Annotated in this window: 18 protein-coding genes; 16 read left to right on the top strand and 2 right to left on the bottom strand. The window is 47.1% G+C overall.

Going from position 1 to position 20,720, the window contains the following annotated elements:
* Window positions 1-4: 4 nt before the first annotated feature.
* The 4 genes from MHB85_RS24465 (at window position 5) to MHB85_RS24450 (ending at window position 6,807) form a co-directional block, all read left to right on the top strand.
* Entirely contained in the window at window positions 5-763 is a 759-nt protein-coding gene (locus tag MHB85_RS24465; RefSeq protein ID WP_091020457.1) for a tRNA threonylcarbamoyladenosine dehydratase, read from the top strand.
* A 475-nt stretch (window positions 764-1,238) separates the two neighbouring features.
* Window positions 1,239-2,537: an NCS2 family permease gene (locus tag MHB85_RS24460; RefSeq protein WP_341073848.1), complete on the top strand. Its 1,299-nt coding sequence runs from the start codon at window positions 1,239-1,241 to the stop codon at window positions 2,535-2,537.
* 85 nt (window positions 2,538-2,622) lie between these two features.
* Window positions 2,623-4,401, top strand: coding sequence for an ABC transporter ATP-binding protein (locus tag MHB85_RS24455; protein ID WP_105601822.1), 1,779 nt, complete (start codon window positions 2,623-2,625; stop codon window positions 4,399-4,401).
* 225 nt (window positions 4,402-4,626) lie between these two features.
* The gene (locus MHB85_RS24450; protein WP_105601821.1) at window positions 4,627-6,807 is read left to right on the top strand and encodes a HelD family protein; all 2,181 of its coding nucleotides are present in this window, start codon (window positions 4,627-4,629) and stop codon (window positions 6,805-6,807) included.
* A 126-nt stretch (window positions 6,808-6,933) separates the two neighbouring features.
* On the opposite strand, the gene MHB85_RS24445 is transcribed toward MHB85_RS24450, so the two are convergent.
* Window positions 6,934-7,851, bottom strand: coding sequence for a DMT family transporter (locus tag MHB85_RS24445; RefSeq protein WP_105601819.1), 918 nt, complete (start codon window positions 7,849-7,851; stop codon window positions 6,934-6,936).
* A gap of 136 nt (window positions 7,852-7,987) precedes the next feature.
* Between MHB85_RS24445 and MHB85_RS24440 the strand changes: the two genes are divergently transcribed.
* From MHB85_RS24440 to crcB, 4 genes are read left to right on the top strand one after another with little or no spacing between them, the layout of a single operon-like run.
* On the top strand, window positions 7,988-8,878 hold the full coding sequence (locus MHB85_RS24440; protein WP_105601817.1) for a LysR family transcriptional regulator: 891 nt from the start codon (window positions 7,988-7,990) through the stop codon (window positions 8,876-8,878).
* Window positions 8,879-8,920: 42 nt separating this feature from the next.
* Window positions 8,921-10,228 carry a replication-associated recombination protein A gene (locus MHB85_RS24435; RefSeq protein WP_091020442.1) on the top strand — a complete coding sequence of 436 codons (1,308 nt, stop codon included), beginning with the start codon at window positions 8,921-8,923 and terminating at the stop codon, window positions 10,226-10,228.
* Window positions 10,229-10,259: 31 nt separating this feature from the next.
* The gene (locus MHB85_RS24430) at window positions 10,260-10,661 is read left to right on the top strand and encodes a fluoride efflux transporter FluC (protein WP_105601816.1); all 402 of its coding nucleotides are present in this window, start codon (window positions 10,260-10,262) and stop codon (window positions 10,659-10,661) included.
* A complete protein-coding gene (crcB, locus tag MHB85_RS24425; protein ID WP_091020438.1) occupies window positions 10,658-11,017 on the top strand; it encodes a fluoride efflux transporter CrcB in 360 nt (119 codons plus the stop codon). The genes MHB85_RS24430 and crcB overlap by 4 nt, the downstream gene beginning before the upstream one ends.
* A gap of 131 nt (window positions 11,018-11,148) precedes the next feature.
* On the opposite strand, the gene mnmA is transcribed toward crcB, so the two are convergent.
* Complete coding sequence (gene mnmA / locus MHB85_RS24420) at window positions 11,149-12,273, bottom strand: tRNA 2-thiouridine(34) synthase MnmA (protein WP_143786588.1); 1,125 nt, start codon at window positions 12,271-12,273, stop codon at window positions 11,149-11,151.
* Window positions 12,274-12,594: 321 nt separating this feature from the next.
* On the opposite strand from mnmA, the gene cymR reads away from it, so the two are divergent.
* The 8 genes from cymR (at window position 12,595) to ruvX (ending at window position 20,719) form a co-directional block, all read left to right on the top strand.
* Window positions 12,595-13,014, top strand: a complete 420-nt coding sequence (gene cymR / locus MHB85_RS24415; RefSeq protein WP_017686811.1) for a cysteine metabolism transcriptional regulator CymR — start codon at window positions 12,595-12,597, stop codon at window positions 13,012-13,014.
* A gap of 172 nt (window positions 13,015-13,186) precedes the next feature.
* Window positions 13,187-14,338 (top strand): cysteine desulfurase family protein, encoded by a 1,152-nt coding sequence (locus MHB85_RS24410; protein WP_192133271.1) that lies wholly within the window; start codon window positions 13,187-13,189, stop codon window positions 14,336-14,338.
* Between the two features lie 164 nt (window positions 14,339-14,502).
* On the top strand, window positions 14,503-15,024 hold the full coding sequence (locus MHB85_RS24405; RefSeq protein ID WP_017686814.1) for a PRC-barrel domain-containing protein: 522 nt from the start codon (window positions 14,503-14,505) through the stop codon (window positions 15,022-15,024).
* Window positions 15,025-15,034: 10 nt separating this feature from the next.
* Window positions 15,035-15,244 carry a hypothetical protein gene (locus MHB85_RS24400; RefSeq protein WP_017686815.1) on the top strand — a complete coding sequence of 70 codons (210 nt, stop codon included), beginning with the start codon at window positions 15,035-15,037 and terminating at the stop codon, window positions 15,242-15,244.
* 293 nt (window positions 15,245-15,537) lie between these two features.
* Window positions 15,538-16,605, top strand: a complete 1,068-nt coding sequence (locus MHB85_RS24395; protein ID WP_091020435.1) for an AI-2E family transporter — start codon at window positions 15,538-15,540, stop codon at window positions 16,603-16,605.
* Between the two features lie 435 nt (window positions 16,606-17,040).
* Window positions 17,041-19,671, top strand: coding sequence for an alanine--tRNA ligase (alaS, locus tag MHB85_RS24390; protein ID WP_105601814.1), 2,631 nt, complete (start codon window positions 17,041-17,043; stop codon window positions 19,669-19,671).
* A 242-nt stretch (window positions 19,672-19,913) separates the two neighbouring features.
* Window positions 19,914-20,174 (top strand): IreB family regulatory phosphoprotein, encoded by a 261-nt coding sequence (locus tag MHB85_RS24385; protein ID WP_036616950.1) that lies wholly within the window; start codon window positions 19,914-19,916, stop codon window positions 20,172-20,174.
* A gap of 128 nt (window positions 20,175-20,302) precedes the next feature.
* A complete protein-coding gene (gene ruvX, locus MHB85_RS24380) occupies window positions 20,303-20,719 on the top strand; it encodes a Holliday junction resolvase RuvX (RefSeq protein ID WP_062835871.1) in 417 nt (138 codons plus the stop codon).
* Window position 20,720: the final 1 nt, after the last annotated feature.

The raw sequence follows: 20,720 nt of genomic DNA, 5'->3' as shown, positions 1-20,720 counted from the left end.
CTCAATGCTCCATCAATTTTCAAGAACAGAACTTGCGATCGGACCTGAAGGTCTGGACGCATTGAAAAATAGTACAGTCGCTGTGCTCGGTATTGGCGGCGTAGGTGGTATTGCTGTAGAAGCTCTTGCCCGTAGTGGTGTGGGACGCATCATCCTGATTGACAAAGACGTCGTGGATATCACCAACATCAACCGCCAGATTCATGCGCTGACCACGACAGTGGGACAGAAAAAAGCGGACCTGATGGTGGAACGGGTGAAACTGATCAATCCGGAATGTGATGCCATTGCATTAAATATGTTTTACACGGAAGAAACGTATGAGGAACTGTTCAAATATGAACTGGATTATGTGCTGGATGCATCCGACACGATTATCTACAAAATCCATCTCATTAAAGAGTGCCTGAAACGTAAAATTCCGATGATTTCCAGCATGGGTGCGGCGAATAAAATGGATCCAACGAAATTCCAGGTTGCGGATATTTCGAAAACGACCATGGACCCGATTGCCCGTGTTGTGCGGACTACACTTCGTAAAGATGGCATTAAAAAAGGTGTGAAAGTGGTTTTCTCGACTGAAAAGCCGATGAAACCGCGTGAGGACGTAACACAGAAAATCGTTCCCGAGAATGCTCCAGAAATTCGTAAGGCCAAACAGCCACCTGCGAGTAATTCATTTGTGCCTCCGGTAGCCGGACTGATTATGGTCAGTGTTGCGATTAAGGATTTGTTAGAAATTGCAGAGAACAAGCAGCAGTAACTTGCTGCCAACGGAAGAAGCGTGGATGCCGATAAGGCATCCACGCTTTTTTGTGTAGGTTATACTTCGCAATACGGAGCGGATGGGACGTCAATCGTCTATGATAGCCGAACTGTATTCCTAGATAAATGTCAGAGTTACGTCATGTACTTCAAAGTCAAAACCGTGTATGATATTCACTGCTGCGCGAAATGATGATACATACATAAACGAATTTGTGGCATATAGGTTCGACTTAACTTTTTACACAAGAACGGAGAGGACAGAAAAAAGCTGGAGAAGCGAAGCGTTCGCCTAAAAGCTTTCGGAAAGAAAGCTACATCGGAAGCATACGCTATCACCGGATTTTCCCACTGGAGAAGGAAATGCTAAAAAAATCTTGGGGATAACAGCGATCGGAAGATTATTCTGTCATCGGAGTGGCAAGTGTAAACATTTTTTAGTTGAATTTATATAGAGAGGGGAATAGAACGAAATGAAACACGGATGGATGGCCAGACGTCTTGGCATGGAGCCAGGAGACCAGTGGAAAAAGGAAGTTGTGGCGGGAGCCATTTCCTATTTTGCCGTGGTCTATATCGTTATGGTCAATGCTACAATTCTTTCCGATGCCGGGATGCCTTTGCAGGCAGCTATGGTTGGAACCCTGCTGACGTCCATTGCAGGCTGTTTGCTCATGGCATTTGGCGGAAAATCACCGATTATCGTGGTACCCGGAATGGGGATTAATGCATTTTTCACGTATACACTTGTACATTCCATGAAATTAAGCTGGCAAGAAGCGCTGGCCGTTGTAACCGTTACAGGTATACTGTTTGCCATTGTTGCGTTTACGTCACTATACAAAATGATCAGCGAAGCGATCCCGAAAAATCTGCAGCATGGCATTACGGTCGGGATTGGTTTGTTTCTGACATTTATCGGTTTGCAAAAAAGTGGAATCGTTATCGCGCACCAGACCACATTTGTCGCGATTGGGCATTTCAATGATCCAAATGTCATTACAGCCTGCGTTACGCTGGTGATTGCCTTGATTTTATTTATACGTAACGTACAGGGTGGACTTCTCATCAGTATTCTGGTCGGGACAGGCCTTGCCTATGTACTTGGAGCAGTGAACCCGGGTGAATCCGTATCAGCGATGGATGCGCTGCGTCAATACGGTGGATTGTTTGGCGAATTGTCTCTAATGAAGCTGGCTGATGTCGCGTTCTGGATCGCGGTATTTTTGCTACTGCTAATTGTGGTGTTCGAAAATATCGGATTAATTACCGCTCAGACACAGATGATTGATCGTCCCGAGCGGTTCAAAGGAAGTCTGCGCGCACTATCCATTAGTACCGTATTGGCAGGCGTATTCGGAAGTAGTCCTCCAGTTGCTGCAGCCGAGACTACAGCCGGAATTGCGGCAGGCGGTCGCACAGGTTTGACTCCACTCGTTACAGCCGTGTTATTCGGGGCTACTTTTTTCTTCATCCCGTTGCTCGGTTACATTCCGGATAGTGCAATTGCACCCATCTTGATCATTATTGGTGGCCTGATGGTGCAAGGTGTGAAAGATATGGATTTTGGTGACTTTACAGAGGCATTCCCAGCATTTCTGATCATGGTCATGATTCCATTTACATATAGCATCGTGGACGGTATGGCGTTTGGATTTATTGCCTATCCATTAGCGAAGCTGGCAGCAGGTCAAGGTAAACAGGTACCTGTGGTCATGTATGGCATTTCCATCCTCTTTTTAGCCAATTTTGTGTTACATGGTATCTTGTAAAGCTGTGTTAAACAACAAAAGGCAACGTCATGTAAATTCGTACGTATGATCTCTGGTGAGCAGATGGAGAACGGGAGGAACGGAAATGGAAGAGCAGCAACAAACAGGGCAGAATGAACCGAAGGTAGGAAAAAAGGGATTTAAGGATTTCGTCAAGCTTATCGCTTCCACGAATCCGCCAAAATTGATTTTGATTCTTGCCCTCATCTTAACCCTGATTCAAACAACAGCCGGACTGATCGTGCCATTGATGACCAAAGGTTTGATTGATGGACTTACCACTTCGGCATTGAACAAATCTGTGATTTTGTTATTGCTTGGGGCATTTGTGATTCAGGCGATTGCCTCAGGTATTAGCATTTATATGTTAAATTACGCAGGACAACGCGTGGTCGCAACGCTACGCACTAAGCTGTGGAACAAGGTCTTGTCGCTGAGAATGCCGTATTTCGACCGAAATCGGACAGGCGATACGATGAGCCGGATTACCAATGATACAAGCCAGATCATGACGTTGATCGCAGATTATCTGGTGTCTTTTGTATCCAACATCGTTGCTGTTGTGGGTGGCGTGGCATTACTATTTTACTTGGATTGGGTGATGTCGCTCATTATTCTGAGTCTGGTGCCACTTACGCTGTTGATTCTGTTGCCGGTCGGGAAGAAAATGTACAAGATCTCCAAGAAGCAGCAGGACGAGATGGCAGGTCTTACGTCCGTGCTCAGTCAGGTTATTGGCGAGATTCGCTTGGTCAAAGCCTACGGCACGGAGAAACAGGAAGTGGAAGCAGGGGATTCCCGGATTCGTAAAATGTTCGCTTTTGGTTTGCAGGAAGCACGTATTCTCGCTCTGATCGGTCCCTTGTTTACATTTGTCATGACTGCCGTGTTGGTCGTTATTCTGGGTGTGGGGGGAATGCGCGTAGCGTCTGGCATGCTGTCACCGGGTGAACTGGTCGCGTTCATATTGCTGTTGTTCCAGGTCATTATGCCAATGGGACAATTTACGACGTTATACTCCCGTTTACAGAAAGTTGTAGGTGCAACGGAGCGCATACAAGCGATCCTTGCCGATGAGGAAGAGCCACATCACAGCACCAAGGTAGCTCCAAAAGGAAATGAGACGATTGCATTCCATGATGTACACTTTTCCTATGTCACAGGTGAGGAAGTGCTGCACGGAATCAATCTGACGGTACCTACACAAAAAGTGACAGCGATTGTCGGCCCAAGCGGTAGTGGCAAATCAACACTGTTCTCCTTGATGGAGCAGTTTTATATGCCCGATTCAGGCCATATTTCATATGGGGGACAAGCTATAACGGAGTATTCCTTATCCTCCTGGCGTAGCAAGATTGGGTATGTATCTCAGGAAAGTCCACTTATGGCGGGTACGATTAAAGACAACATCACGTACGGATTAGGTCGTGAGGCCACGATGGATGAGATCCGGCGAGCTGCTGAGATGGCCTATTCTGCCGATTTTATCGACAAGCTGCCACAGGGTTATGACACGGAAGTGGGCGAGAGAGGAATTAAGCTATCCGGGGGCCAACGTCAGCGGATTGCTATTGCTCGTGCCTTACTGCGCAGTCCGGATATTCTCATGTTGGATGAAGCAACATCCAGTCTGGACAGCACCTCGGAGTATGAAGTACAACAGGCTTTGTCCAACCTGATGGAAGGCAGAACCACGATCGTGATCGCGCACCGATTGTCCACAGTGGTGGATTCCGATCAGATTGTTGTATTGGAGCATGGGCATGTTACCGGAACAGGAACTCATACGGAATTAATTAGCAATCATCCGGTATACCGTGAATTAGCTCAAAAACAGTTTGTGGCACAGGAAGGACAAGATTGAAATCAGAACCAAATTGATTACTATGTCAAAAGATAAGATTCAAATATAGTTCAACTTAAGACCGTTGTTCATTCGTTCAGTATGAGCGTGAGCAACGGTTTTCGTTTATGAGATCACCAGGTTGCTGTAGCTTTTTCCACATCAATATGATATAGTAGGTATCCTTTTGCGTCGTCAGTGATTGGCGATGCAGAGCAAAACAAATTCTTAGGAGGTAACTGAAACATGTCAGACAGCTTTCAAAGTGCCTATCAAGAAGAAGAGTACAGGTTAGAGCGAACGATGGAGGAAGTGGATAGTCAGCTGGAACGACTGCAGAACATTCCGGTGTATACCGGCCACGACTTCACAGAACAAGTGCTGGAAGCTGGACGCGAAGAGCGCCGCACCGCCTTGTCCAAGAGCGCGCAGCAACCCTATTTCGGACGCTTGGATTTCGAAGAACAGGGCAGTGGTGCACGGAAACCGCTGTATATTGGCAAAATCGGCGTAGACCGCGAAGAGGTGGGAGAGCATCCGCTCGTCATCGACTGGCGTGCTCCTGTCGCCAGCCTGTTTTACTCATTTACCGGAGGGGAAGCCTCCGCTACGTATGAAGCCCCAGAAGGGCTTATTGAAGGTCTGGTGTACCTGAAACGGAACGTTGTCATTCGGCAGCGGATATTGGAACGTGTGGCGGATACATATAACCGTGACAGTGACCAGCCAGCGGTATCGGATGAATTCCTCGTTTATCGTCTGGGAGAGAACAAGGATAACAAACTCCGTGACATCGTATCGACGATTCAGGCGGAGCAGGATCTGATCATTCGTGCGGCGCGAAATACCGCATTAATCATTCAAGGTGTGGCCGGATCAGGGAAAACAACGGTTGCCCTGCATCGTCTTGCCTTTTTGCTATATCAGTACAAGGAGCAGGTATCTGCGGAGAAAATGGTTATTTTTGCACCCAACCACATGTTCCTGGATTACATCTCGGATGTACTCCCGGAACTCGGAGTAGGGGATATTCAGCAGCGGACATTCCCGGATTGGGCGATGAACCTGTTGGGGCTGGAGATGCCTTTAGCGAATACGTCGGATACATTGAACACCTGGTTCGAAACACCTGATGCACGGCCTGAATTGAATGATGATGTACCTGGACGTTACAAAGGATCGATCCGTTTCATGGAGCTTATTCGAGAGTGGTTGTCAGGCATGGAAGAGGATTCCGTGCCGGATATGGACTTCAGTCCATGGGACGGTAAGGTGCTTAGCAAGACGGAGATCGAGAACTGGTTCGGACAGGAATACAAACATTATCCGCTGGCCAAACGCAAAGAACGGGTCATGGCGCGGGTTCACCGCTGGATTGAGATGGAACTTAAGAAACCGATGCCAGAAGCTGTGCGCAAAGAACGCAAGAAAAAAGCGTCTACTCGTGAGAAAGCCTATGCCAAAAAATGGCCTCAATACGAGCCGCTTACGTTATACAAACAGCTGTTCAAAGCTGCAAAGGGTGGCTCTGTGCCATCCTCGCTCAGCGGACTTATTCCAAAACTGGTCATGAAACAAACGGCAGCAGATCTGAAGCAGGATATCGTCCGTGAAGAGGATCTGCCTGCATTGGTATACATTCATACATTGGTCCATGATATTGAGGGTTCGGAGCGGTTTGACCATATTGTGATTGATGAAGCGCAGGACTTTTCCCCTTTTCATGTGGCGTTATTGGATCAGTTCGTCAAAGGGCATTCCTTCACCATACTGGGTGACTTGTCCCAAGGCATTCATGAGTACCGTGGTGTTCATGCGTGGGAAGAGATGAGTTCTCTATTTCCTGAGGAACAGAATGCATACTTTGCATTGACCCGAAGTTATCGTTCAACGATGGAAATTATCGATTATGCAAACACGATTCTGGAACGTGGCGTCAAGAGCGGGATTACGGCGATACCTGTTTTCCGTAGTGGTGATCCAGTTCGGACATTGGCTTATGGAGGCGAAGGGCGGACGGCAAGTCTGGAGCAGGCTTTGAAGGTGTTAACGGTCAAAGACTACCGAACCGTCTCCATCCTGACTCGTACACTGCATGAAGCAGAGGAACTTCACCGTGACCTAAAGGCCGCAGGCTGGGATCTGAACCTGATCGATGGTGGCAAAAAGCAGTACACTGGTGGGCACTCCGTTTTGCCTGTCTATCTGTCCAAAGGGTTGGAGTTTGATGCGGTTATTGTGGCAGACGTAGACCAGAAGCATTATTTGCCGAATGCAGGTGATGCGAAGCTGTTGTACGTTGGTTGTACAAGGGCCTTGCACGAATTGTGGTTGTTCCACGAGGATGATTTGCCAGAATACGCGGCTGCAACACATAATCCCGACGGTGAGTCCGTAACCATTCAGGGTTGGCCAGAGCTTGGGTGAGTAAAGTTTGCTATACAAGAAAAGGCATGACGTTCATGGGAAAGTGTCCCATAAGCGCATGCCTTTTCTGCTGTTGTGCAAGAATTGCTTAAGCTTCCGAGAAAGAACGACGGTGGAAGTTCAGGGTTATGTTACGCTATTTCTCATTCTGGACGAGCGACGATTCACCAGGAATATACCAACACCAATGAATAAACCGCCTGCCAATGCAAACCACTGAACGTGTTCTCCTATTAAAATCCAACTCGATAATACACCAAAAAACGGTGCTAGAAACAGATACGAACTGGTTTGGGCTGGGTCACTATTCTGAAGCAGATAAAACCAGAGTGAGAACTGAATGATGGAGCAAACAAACGTTAACCAGAGCAGAGCCATAACCGAGGTGGTATTGACCATAAAGTGAGGCTGTTCAGTCCATGCGCTCAATAGAAGAAGCGCAGCACCTCCCGCGAGCATCTGATAGGCTGTTAAAACAAAAGTGTCGTAGCCATCGCCCCAGCGTTTGATGAGCAATGTGGATACTGCAAAGGAGATCGCACCACCAAATCCAATCCAGGTTCCAGGACTAAAGCTCATCTGCCATCCAAAGGTTAACATAATCCCGATGAAACCGAGTATAACACCGATCCACTGACTGAAACGGTAGGTCACTCTATATAAGAGAGCACTGAGGATAATGACCAGTAGCGGATTGGTAAACGTAATAATGGCGGATTCACCGGATGTAATCCAATTCATGCTGTAGTAGGCGCAGCCCATCACTCCTGCGGATTGAAACAGGCCAATGAGGATTATTTTCAACCAAGACTGCCACTCGGTAGGTAAAGGACGTTTACGTAGGAACAAGGCCATCAAGCCACCTGCCATTATATAACGAATGCCCATGAGCAGGAACGGTGGAGCATATAACATACCGATTTTACCGACTGGAAAAGAAGTACCCATGATTAGCGTTGTTAAAATAATTAAGATGGTATACTTCAAAGGTTTTATGGTGCGGGTATCTGTGATCAAAGCAACTCTATTTTTCCAGTATGTCATGCTGAACACTCCTTATCATCATCCAGTCAGATGACTGGTTTGGGATCTAAATGAATTGTAGTCCGGTTTACACATGAAGTATAATGATTGGTAATGAAGCGGATATCATTTTGAATGATGTCAGAGTGGAGGGACCATGGAGAGCGGGGATCTTAGAATATTTCAGTGTGTTGCACAGGAAGGGAATCTGACCAAAGCTGCTTCTAAACTGGGGTATGTGCAATCCAACGTAACGGCACGAATCCGGCATCTGGAAGCAGAAGTAGGTACAACGTTGTTCATTCGTCATAACCGAGGCATGACGTTATCTCCAGCCGGAGAAATGTTGGTGACCTATGCAGATAAAATTATTGGTTTGCTGAATGATGCTTCCAAGGCGCTTCGGGCGACGAGCACACCATCGGGTCCAATGCGAATAGGGTCTACACAAACCGCAGCGGCCGTGCGACTACCTGAACTTTTCGTCAGATATTATAAACAGTATCCAGATGTCTCCTTGTCACTGGTTACTGGCAATTCGCAGATGCTTATGGATCAGGTTATTGGGTATGAATTGGAGGGAGCATTTATAGGCTGTCCCTGTGATCATCCTGATATCGTTTCTGTTCCCGTATTTGATGAGGAACTATTTGTTGTCTATTCTGGCATGGGTCCTACGGATGAAGATCTTAAGAGTAAACCCATTCTTGTCTACAGCATAGGGTGTTCCTATCGTCAGATTTTGGAGGAATGGTTAGAGGTGGGTGGTGTTACCCGCCCAGTAATAATGGAATTTGGAACCCTTGAAGCGATTATTAGTGGAGTTACGTCCGGCATGGGAATTTCCTTATTACCAGAGATTGTGATTAGGCATCAGATCAAAAATGGATTATTGCGCACGCATACGCTTCCCGTAGGTATGAATCGCATGATGACTCATTTTATTACTCGCAAGGATGCCTTTGTCAGCAGTGCACTTCATGCATTTATGGCTATGTTACCGCGAGAGTATGATATGATAGAGAGTGGAGAACCATCAGAAGTGTAATTGTAATCAAGGCAAGGCAATCCGTTAAGGAAGTGATGAGCAATGGATTTATTTTCGTTTCAACAAGACTCAAAACCACAAGCTAGATTGCTCGCGGACCGCTTGCGGCCAGAGCATCTGGATGAATATATTGGACAGGAACATATTATTGGACCAGGGAAATTACTCCGGCGCGCCATTGAGGCCGATCAGATTTCGTCCATCTTGTTATATGGCCCTCCGGGATGTGGCAAGACAACCTTGGCACATATTATTTCCCAGCAAACGCAAGGACAGTTCGTACGTCTGAATGCAGTGGAAGCTTCCGTCAAGGATGTGCGTGAAGTCATCGAACAGGCGCAAACGAATAAACAGCTGTATGGAACCAAAACCATTTTGTTCCTCGACGAGGTACATCGGTTTAACAGTTCACGTCAGGATGCGTTATTGCCAGCGGTAGAGAAGGGCACGATTATTTTTATCGGCGCAACAACAGAGAATCCCTTTCATTATGTTAATGGAGCCTTGATGAGTCGTTCAACTCTGTTTCAGCTGGAATCGCTAAACAAGGATCATTCCCTTATTGCAATGCGCAGAGCATTGAGCGATGCGGACAAAGGTCTGGGGTTCATGGAACTACAGGCGGACGATGAGGCGCTTGAACATATTGCTACGATGGCCAACGGAGATATTCGGCGTGCGCTTAACGCACTTGAACTGGCTGCGTTGACGACGCCACCGGAAAAGGATGGGTCCATTCATATTACGCTTGGTGTAGCAGAAGAGTCTATTCGACGACCGATTGTGAAGGCGGATGAATCGACACAGTATGATGTGTTATCTGCATTTCACAAGAGTATTCGGGGTTCCAGTGATGCGGCGCTGTTTTGGTTTCTATACGCGGTGGAGAAGCTCGGCATGGACCCGATGACCTTTATTCGGCGTCTGATTGCAGCAAGCAGTGAAGATATTGGACTTGCGAACCCGCAAGCTATGACTCAGGCCATTGGAGCACTTGATGCGTACCGAAATAACGGCTGGCCCGAAGCCAAGCTGAACATCGCACAAGCGATTCTGTTCGCGGTCGAAAGTCCAAAATCCAATGCGGTGTACACCGCCATTTCCAAAGCCATGAACGCGATTGATGAAGTGAAATCGGCAGAAGTTCCGCTTCACTTGCGAGATACGCATTACTCGGGTGCTGTAAAACTTGGACATGAGGGCTATCAATATCCGCACAATTACCCTGGGCATTATGTGAAGCAGGAATATCTGCCAAAGCAGCTCTCACGGAGAGTATTCTATGAGGCAACGGATCAGGGTAACGAATCGAAGATCAGGCTGAACCAACAGCGGCGCAGGGAATTGTAAGAAGAGACAGATCACTCGGGAGATGCACACAATGAAAGAGCTTTTGTATATAGGGGCGGGTGGATTTCTCGGTACATTAACCCGATACGCCTTACAGTTAGCGATACCAATTGGCCATGGAGGATTCCCTTGGGCGGTACTGTTAATCAATGCGATGGGCAGCCTTTTTTTGGGTTGGTTCTTTACTATAGCTGTTCCAGGCAAAATAACACCACAACTTCGACTGGCCATTGGTACTGGTTTTACTGGAGCATTTACAACATTCTCCACGTTTACACTGGATATTGTTCGTTTATCCGAAGGGGGCGAGTGGGTCAATGCCGCCCTTTATATGAGCGTAAGTCTGTTGGCAGGATTAATGCTTTGTGCGTTGGGAATGATCATCGGACAGCGTATGTTGAGAGCGCCAAGACAAGAGGGTGATGCCTCATGATCTTATGGATTGGTTTTGCAGGTGTACTGGGTGCGGTACTGCGTTTCAGTCTGGGCAAATGGATCTCGGGCTTGCTGGGAGCGGCTTTTCCGTGGGGAACATGGATCATCAATATCAGTGGTTCACTGCTGCTTGGGTTGTTATACGGGTGGCATGAATCTGCAATGATCTCAGATGGAATCTGGGTGATCTGGGGAACCGGATTTTGCGGTGCGTACACCACGTTCTCTACCTTTGGTTATGAGACGTTAGGACTTATGGGTCGACAACGATACGCAAGCGCGTCGCTCTACGTTGTCAGTTCGATTGTAGTTGGGGTGTTGGCCTGCTTGGCAGGAGTCTGGTTGACTGCATAACGAACTATTTTTAATTTTTTTGCAAAAATAAGCAGGAAAAAAGCCATCCTTCATGGTATACATGAAAGACGGCTTTTTTAATAGGGATACACGGTATTGTGTATAATCCACATTTTAATGGACAAGCTCTATTATTGCATTGCGGGTACAGGTACTTTTTGCACCTGATCGATCGTACCCCCACCCAGGCAGACCTCTCCGTCGTAGAAAACAACGGCTTGTCCTGGCGTAATGGCTTTTTGTTGCTGGTCAAATTGTACATCCACACTTCCATCTTCTTGCCAGGTCAATGTTACACCTTGATCCGGCTGACGATAGCGGAATTTGGCAGTACAACGGTAGGGGACATTAGGCATGTGCTCTGTGCCAGCAATCCAGTTCACACCCGTTGCGGTTAGACCAGTGGAGTACAGGCTTGCATGGGCATCGCCCTGAACAACAAGCAGTTGATTTTTCTCCAGATTCTTGTCTGCAACGAACCAGGGCTCACCATTGCCGGAACCGCCAATGCCAAGACCTTGGCGCTGTCCAAGTGTGTAGTACATCAGACCGTCATGACGACCTTTGACTTCACCGGTCGCGATATCAACCATGTCTCCACCTTTGGCAGGTAGATAGTTACTCAGGAACTCTTTGAAATTACGCTCACCGATGAAGCAGACACCTGTGCTGTCTTTTTTCTTGGCAGTATACAAACCAGCCGCTTCTGCGATTTTGCGTACTTCCGGTTTAGGCAGATGACCAATCGGGAACATGGCTTTGGACAACTGGTTCTGATTGAGTGCATTAAGGAAATAAGTTTGATCCTTATTGTTGTCCACACCACGCAGCAGCTTGAATGTGCCATCTTCTTCAATCAGGCGAGCATAGTGTCCTGTAGCTACATAATCTGCGCCGAGATCCAGAGCTTTGTTCAGGAATTCACCAAATTTGATCTCACGATTACACATGACATCCGGATTTGGCGTGCGACCCGACTTATATTCATCAAGGAAATAGGTAAATACTTTATCAAAATACTCTTTCTCGAAGTTGACAGTGTAGTAAGGAATGCCGATCTGTTCACATACGCGGCGTACATCCTCTGAATCTTCTTCAGCGGTACAGTGGCCGAACTCGTCAGTGTCATCCCAGTTTTTCATGAAAATGCCGATGACATCGTACCCTTGCTCTTTCAGCAGCAGTGCGGTAACGGAAGAATCGACACCTCCGGACATGCCAACGACGACCCGTGTATTTTCAATTGTTTTGGACATCGTTATCACCATTTCTATATATAAATGTGTTTCGTTTCTTATTCTAGCATAACCGGACTCAAGATACGATACACCCGGCCAATTTTGGATAGTGTCCACCACAGACGCACATTTTGGAATATCGTCAATCTTTCTTTTCCATAAAGCATGCAGATATGTTAACATTAGCTGAGGGTTATGATCGGAATACGGAGGATTAGAAGGTATATGCTAATCTCAATGCATCTCCGCTGTGGACAGATCGTGAAACAGACGGTCATGGACCATAGGATTAAATATAAAGTTTCCAATCGTTTCTGAAAATTGAAAGAGGTGACTCCTTTGAAAATATCGACAAAAGGCCGTTACGGCCTCACAATCATGATGGAGCTTGCTGCCAGAATAGGCGAAGGCCCTACATCACTTAAAAGTATTGCTGAGCGCAACCAGCTCTCGGAGCATTACTTGGAGCAACTGATCGCTCCACTACGGAATGCAGGACTGGTGAAGAGCATTAGAGGCGCTTACGGCGGTTATATCCTTGCGGGTGATCCTGCAACCGTAACTGCAGGCGATGTAATCCGTGTACTGGAAGGGCCAATCTCTCCAGTAGACTTCACAGAGGAAGATGATCCGGCGAAACGTGATCTGTGGTTGCGTATTCGTGACGGCATTGCGGAAGTGTTGGATTCCACAACACTGAAAGACCTGATTACATTCCAGGATCAGGACAAAAAAGATAGCTACATGTTTTATATTTAACAATCACTGCGCTAGCATGACATGCTAACTTACTTGAGCCCCCATTTGGGGGCTTTATCCATGCCATAACATCTGTTTTACAATGGCTTGCGGTTGGTGAGCATGTAAGGGTACGAAACATATTCCATAACAGAAAAATAAGATAATTTAACATATAACGGGGTGAAGATAAATGAAACGAATTTATTTGGATCACGCCGCATCGACACCTATGCATCCACAAGTCGCAGAAGCGATGATGAACGTCATGACAGGACAATTTGGCAATGCATCAAGTATCCATGCCTTTGGGCGTGAGGCCAAACGGACTGTCAGCGGAGCAAGGGATGTCATTGCGGCGTCTTTGGGCTGTTTCCCGGACGAATTGGTATTTACCGGAGGTGGCACAGAGAGCGACAATCTGGCCATTTTCGGAGCCGTCTCAACAAGACAGGATAAGGGGAAACATGTCATTACGACCGCCATTGAGCACCATGCTGTTTTGCATACGTGTCAAGAATTGGAGCGGCAAGGTTATGAAGTAACCTATCTATCTGTGGATCATCAAGGACGAATAAATCTGGACGAGTTACAAGAGGCCATTCGGCCGGATACGGTGCTGATTACCATGATGTATGCCAATAATGAAGTGGGTACGATTCAACCGATACGCGAGGTCGGGGAGCTGGCACGTAAGCATAATATTTTGTTCCATACCGATGCGGTTCAGGCTTTGGGCAGTCAGAATATTTCATGTAAAGAACTGCCTGTGGATCTGATCAGCTTCTCTGCGCATAAAATCAACGGACCTCAGGGCGTGGGTGCACTCTATGTACGGCGAGGAATTGTGCTGGAAGCAAGAGCTCATGGGGGATTGCAAGAACGTCAGCGGCGCGCTGGTACGGAAAATATTGCAGGTATTACCGGATTTGCCGAGGCTCTCAAGATTGCATCAGCACAAATGGATACGCATCGTCAGCATGATTTGGAATTGCGTAAACTTTTGTTGGAACAGCTTGAAATTCATGTGGGGACGGAGCACTTTCATGTGAATGGACACCTGGAGCATACGCTGCCAAACATCCTGAATATCAGCTTTCCGGAAGTGTCCACAGAGACGATGTTAATGAATCTGGATATGGAAGGGATTGCTGTTGCAAGCGGTTCTGCCTGCACTTCCGGTTCACTCGAAGTCTCTCATGTGCTCAAAGCGATGAAATTGTCTGAAACATTTTTACACTCTGCGATTCGATTTAGCTGGGGATTGGGTAATACTACGGAAGAAATCATGATAACCGCCGAAAAAATTGGAACCATTCTTGGACGACTGCGTAATAGACCCTAAGGGGAACTTTACACATGGAACAGAAGGAGGGAAGAAGTTCCATTTCATCGGTTGGATAGAAGCGGTTTTGATGATCGGCGTCTGATTGCCACTCATCAACTTTGGGCATACCTAGCAATAGCGCCGCGCCTATTTAATGATAAGAAGATGAGGGGGACCCAGCGATGAAGCTTCAGGAAATGATCGGACTTGCCGTTTTTGATGTTGAGGACGGGAAGCAGGTCGGTAAAATCCAGGATTTCATTGTGAATGATGATTGGGAGATCGAAGGCATTGAGCTTGAGAACAAAGGTCTGTTTACCAATCATGTCAAAATCGTGCAGTGGCAAGATATCGTTGCCTACGGCGAAGATGCCGTCATGATCCGTAATCAACAGGCTGTCCGCAAGACGGGAGCCGACGACATAAAATACACGTACCTCCTCGGTCGGTCTAAATTGAAGGAGATGTCCGTGCTCACCGAAGAAGGTTTGCTGCTTGGGCGTGTCTCCGATGTTTATTTTGACCAAGAGTTGGGAAATACAATAATAGGGATTGAAATTACGGACGGTTTTGTGTCCGATCTGATCGAGGGCCGCAAATGGCTGCCATGTACAAGCGATATGTCCATCGGGGAAAGTGCCATTATGGTGCCGTCTCTGAGTGAACAACGCTTGGAAAATGCCATTCATTCTGTTAATGGATAGGTGAATGAATATGAAATGTCCAAACTGTAGTTCCAAAGATATCGGGAAAATTGGTTCCCACCAGTTTTATTGCTGGGGATGCTTTATCGAATTAACGGTGAACGGTGAGAAAATGTCTGTATATCAGGTGGAAGAAGACGGTACGCTGAGCTCCCTGGATGATTTGTTTTTCGGGGACGAGCTGCCACAAGACTTCCCTCATCTTCACGCTTCTTCTTAATAAGCAGGATAACTTCCTCTATATGCGGTTTCATGACAATGTCTGTCATGGGGGCTGTCGTTAATTGTTGGCAGATGTATATAGATGCGGTTACATAATGGTTCGGCTGGTGTTTGTACGATTATATGCTAAGCCGTACTGCAAAATGCGCTTCCTTTTCTGATGAAGGAGGCGTTTTTTGGTTTTAAGAAAAAATGTTCGGATTGCTCCTTTCCACTTCTGCGCTGTGTTAATAAATATTACCTTTCCTACATATACTGACTCTCAGAGCCAGTCCAAAAGGAGAGATGCAAGTGGAGCAATTAACCAAAAACAAGCTGTTCCGTTACGCGATCTGGCTGCTGCTCGGATTGATCATTTTATATTTTATATGGCTGCTGCGGCCTTTACTGCTTCACTTATATGCGTTCCTGAAAACAGTGCTGGCACCCTTTATCGTAGCCCTTATCATATCCTATGTACTTAATCCGATTGTCAGCATGCTGGGAGGGCGCAAGGTGCCGCGTACGATTGCGGTACTACTCATATATGCCTTTTTCCTGACCTGCCTCGGTGTCATTCTGATGAATGTGATTCCGGTACTGATTGAACAGCTGGGGGAACTCAACGAGCATATGCCGGAACTATCCATGCGTGCACAGAGCCTGATGAACAATATGGATCACAAATTAATGCCGCCAAGTGTGCGAACAGGCATGAACAGTTGGTTTTTTCAGATGGAGGATCGACTAACTCAGGGAATTACCGTGCTCATGGACAATATCGGGGCGACTATTAATGTGTTATTTAATGTGTTTATCGTGCCATTTCTGATCTTTTATATGTTAAAAGACTTTGAGGTGTTTGAGCGCACCATTGTGGCGTATCTTCCGCGTTCACGTCGTAAAGCGATTGTCTCGGTGATGAAAGAGATCGATACTGCACTGGGGAACTACATTCGGGGACAGTTTATTGTCTGTGTCATTGTTGGTATCTTTGCCTACATTGGTTATATCATCATTGATATGCCGTATGCCCTGCTGCTTGCAAGCATTGTAGCTGTGTTTAACATTGTGCCCTACTTGGGGCCGTTCCTTGGAGCTGCTCCTGCTGTGGTCATGGCATCAACCGTATCGTTTAAAATGGTACTACTTGTTGTCATTGTGAATACACTGTGCCAGGTGTTGGAGAGTAACGTTATTTCTCCTCAGGTGGTGGGACGTACGTTGCATCTGCATCCACTGTCGATTATATTTGCACTGCTCGTCGGAGGTGAACTGGCAGGCATTGTAGGTTTAATTCTGGCAGTACCCGTTTTTGCCGTCCTGAAGGTGATTGTGCAACACTTTTTCGCCTATTACATCAAACGAAGGACCGACTAAATAGTAGGGGCAGATCTTCAAGGAAGCCGCGTTGACACCCGCTTGTGCTACCGATATAATGAGTGTGTATATTTAGAACATGAAATCGATGATGAAATAAAGTACGCCGAGGGTTCCTTTCCTCAGAGAATAGACTTCATCGGATCAGGGTGAGCCTGAACTGATGGCTGGAAGAGTCTTGAAAGATGAAGCGGCGGAAAGCTAATTTCGGAGTGCAGGACAACCCTGCCGGGAGCGACCGTTATTTCGCATGAACGAGGAGATTGTTTGTTTGTCCGGGCAGCAAGGGATGAACAGCAATAACCAGGGTGGTACCGCGATAACATCGTCCCTGATTATTCAGGGGCGTTTTTTGTGTTTATTTTTACAAAAGCAATGTTGACCAACCGGAGCGAATACGCAACGGACTATTATAATTTAATGGGGGCATCCAGTATGAAAGCCAGTGAAATCCGGTCCAAATGGATAGAGTTTTTTGCAAGTAAAGGTCACAAAATCGAGCCGAGCGCATCGCTCGTGCCTCACAACGATCCTTCTCTTTTGTGGATCAATGCAGGTATGGCACCGCTCAAACCATATTTTGACGGACGTGAGAAGCCGGAGAACCCGCGTCTAGCGAACTCCCAAAAATGTATCCGTACCAATGATATCGAGAATGTTGGTAAAACGCGTCGTCACCATACGTTCTTCGAAATGCTTGGCAACTTCTCTATTGGAGATTACTTCAAGGAAGAGACCGTAACATGGGCATGGGAATTCTTGACCAGCAAAGAGTGGATCGGTTTCGATCCGGAGCGTCTTTCCGTAACGGTATATCCGGAAGATGAAGAAGCTTTCAAACTGTGGAACGAAAAAGTAGGACTGCCTGCTGAGCGTATCATTAAATTGGATGAAAACTTCTGGGATATCGGCGAAGGCCCATGTGGTCCTTGTACCGAGATCTTCTACGACCGCGGCGAAGCTTACGGAAACGACATGAGTGATCCTGAAATGTATCCAGGTGGGGAAAACGAACGTTACCTGGAAGTATGGAACCTGGTATTCTCCCAGTTCAACCATAACAAGGACGGCAGCTACACACCGCTTCCTAACAAAAATATTGATACAGGTGCAGGTTTGGAGCGTTTTGCTTCCATTCTGCAAAATGTGGATTCCAACTTCGACACAGACCTGTTCCAACCGATGATTCAAAGAACAGCCGCTCTTGCGGGTGTGAAATATAACGACAGCGTAGAGATTGATGTTGCACTGAAAGTCATTGCCGATCATATCCGTACGGTTGCTTTTGCAGTAGGTGATGGCGTTCTGCCAAGTAATGAAGGACGTGGATATGTCATCCGTCGATTGCTTCGCCGTGCAGTTCGTTATGGAAAAGTGCTTGGACTTGACCGTCCATTCCTGTATGAACTGACAACAACCGTTGGTGAAGTGATGGGCATGTACTACCCTGAGGTAGTGGACAAACAGGAGTTCATCGCCAAAGTAATCAAAACCGAGGAAGAGCGTTTCCACGAAACTCTCACAGATGGTCTGGCTATTCTGGCTGATATCAGCGGCACAGCCAAATCCGAAGGACGCACCGTTATTAGCGGACCTGAAGCTTTCAAACTGTATGATACGTACGGTTTCCCGTTTGACCTGACAGAAGATTATGCAGCAGAGCATGGTTTGACTGTGGACCGTGAAGGTTTTGATGCTTCCATGCAGAAACAACGTGAGCTTGGACGTGCTGGACGTCAAGAGAACGAGAGCATGAAAGTCCAAGGCGGACCACTTGCTGACCTGGAGGTTAAAAGCGAGTTTGTTGGTTATACTGACCTGTTGACGGAAGCAAAAGTGGTAGCCATCGTAGCTGGTGACGCCCTTGTTGAATCTGTAGGCGAAGGACAGACGTGTCAGGTTGTTCTGGACAAGACTCCGTTCTACGCGGAAAGTGGCGGTCAAGTGAGTGATCAGGGCTTGCTGCGAGGTGCTGGTGTAACAGCGAAAGTACAAGGTTTGTTCAAAGCTCCACTTGGACAACATGTACATCTGGTGACTGTGGAGTCTGGTGAACTGCGTGTAGGCGATGTGATCAATGCCGAAGTAGACTCAGCGAAACGTGGCGACATTATCAAAAACCATACGGCCACCCACTTGCTGCACAAGGCACTCAAAGATGTGCTCGGAACTCACGTAAACCAGGCAGGGTCGCTCGTAGAGCCACAGCGTCTACGTTTTGATTTCTCTCACTTCGGCAGCATTACGCCGGAAGAGTTGACAGAAATTGAGCGTCAGGTGAACGAACAGATCTGGAACCGTCTGAACGTGAACATCGAGCTGAAAGCTATTGATGAAGCTAAAGAAATGGGTGCAATGGCCCTGTTTGGCGAAAAATATGGAGATATTGTACGTGTTGTTCAAGTCGGAGACTACAGTTTGGAACTTTGTGGCGGCTGTCACGTAAATAATACTTCAGAGATCGGAATCTTCAAACTGGTGAGCGAGAGCGGAATTGGATCCGGCGTACGCCGGATCGAAGCTGTAACTGGCCGCGGCGCATATCTGTATGTGGAAAGCCAGTTGGAACTGCTTAAACAATCAGCAGCACTGCTCAAAGCAAATGTGGCTGATGTACCTAAACGGATCGAAGGTCTGAACCAACAACTGAAAGAAGCAGCCAGAGAGACTGAATCCCTGCAAAGCAAGCTGAGTGCCATGGAAGCTGGTCAATTGACGGATCAAGTGGTACAAGCAGGAAATACACAGTTGCTGGCAGCACGCGTAGATGCTCCGAATATGGATGCGCTGCGTACAGTGGCAGATGAGTTGAAAGTAAAATTGCCTAACGCGGTACTCGTATTGGGTGCTCCAGCGGACGGCAAAGTGAATTTTGTTGTAGCAGTACCTGCTGAACAAGTAAAACAAGGATTACACGCAGGCAAAATCGTCAAAGAAGTCGCAGCAGTATGCGGCGGCGGTGGCGGTGGACGTCCAGATATGGCGCAAGCCGGAGGTAAGGATGCGACCAAGCTGGATGAAGCGCTGAAACTGGCGGTTTCGCTGGTTAGCGGGCATAATGCATAAATCCATTGAGCGGCTTTCAATCGTCAAAAAATAAATCGAAATGGTTCTGTTCGTTTATTTTTTGTACCCGAGAGCGTGTGGAATCGAATGATGCATTATGCTGAAGCCAGTAAAGGACAAGCAAAAAACACAATTGCCTTATCCTTTGTTTACTTGTGGCAGTCAGAATATGTTATTATATAAACAGAAATCAATTCGGCAGGACATGGTCCCCATGTTCATGCAGGAGCGAGGTGTCATCAATGGACTCCATGGATAAGACGGTTAAATTTAATGTGAAAGGTGACGAACAGGAAGCATCCTCCAAAGAGATTCTTCTCACGGTATATGATGCATTGGTCGATAAGGAGTATAATCCGATCAACCAGATTGTTGGGTATCTGATTTCCGGAGACCCGGCATACATTCCTCGTCACAACAACGCACGTAGTCTGGTCCGTAAAAAGGAACGCGATGAGCTGATTGAAGAGCTTGTACGTTCCTATCTGGCCAATCACCGGTAATGTACGCCGCTTCCGCTGTGTTGCAGCCTTGCAGGCAGCGGAAAATGAACCGACAGAAGACAGCCTGAAGCTTGAGAAGGCGATTATTTGTAATCGACCTGAGCAGGCCCCAGGATGGGAGAGCATGGATGAAAATATTAGGTTTGGACTATGGGGACCGAAGAATCGGAGTTGCCGCGAGTGACGCCTTCGGTTGGACTGCCCAGGGATTGGAAGTGCTAGAACGCCGCCGTGATGAAGGCGAGTTCGCTCGGATCGCCGAACTTGTGCGTGAGCATGAGATTAGTGAGATCGTAGTCGGACTTCCCAAAAACATGAACGGCACCGTAGGACCGCGCGGTGAGATCTGCATTGCTTTTGCCGAACGCCTGCGGGATGAACTGAATTTACCTGTTCACCTTTGGGATGAACGGCTGACAACCATGGCAGCAGAACGTACGCTGATCGAAGCGGATGTCAGTCGGAAAAAACGCAAGCAGGTTGTGGACAAAATGGCCGCAAGCTTGATTTTGCAAAATTATTTGGATGCCAATAGTAGAAGGTGAG

The organism is Paenibacillus sp. FSL K6-4396, assembly GCF_038002525.1.
Classification (GTDB): Bacteria; Bacillota; Bacilli; order Paenibacillales; family Paenibacillaceae; genus Paenibacillus; species Paenibacillus amylolyticus_B.
Note: the sequence above shows the minus strand (reverse complement) of the source record. Positions and strands in the feature narration are given on the sequence as shown.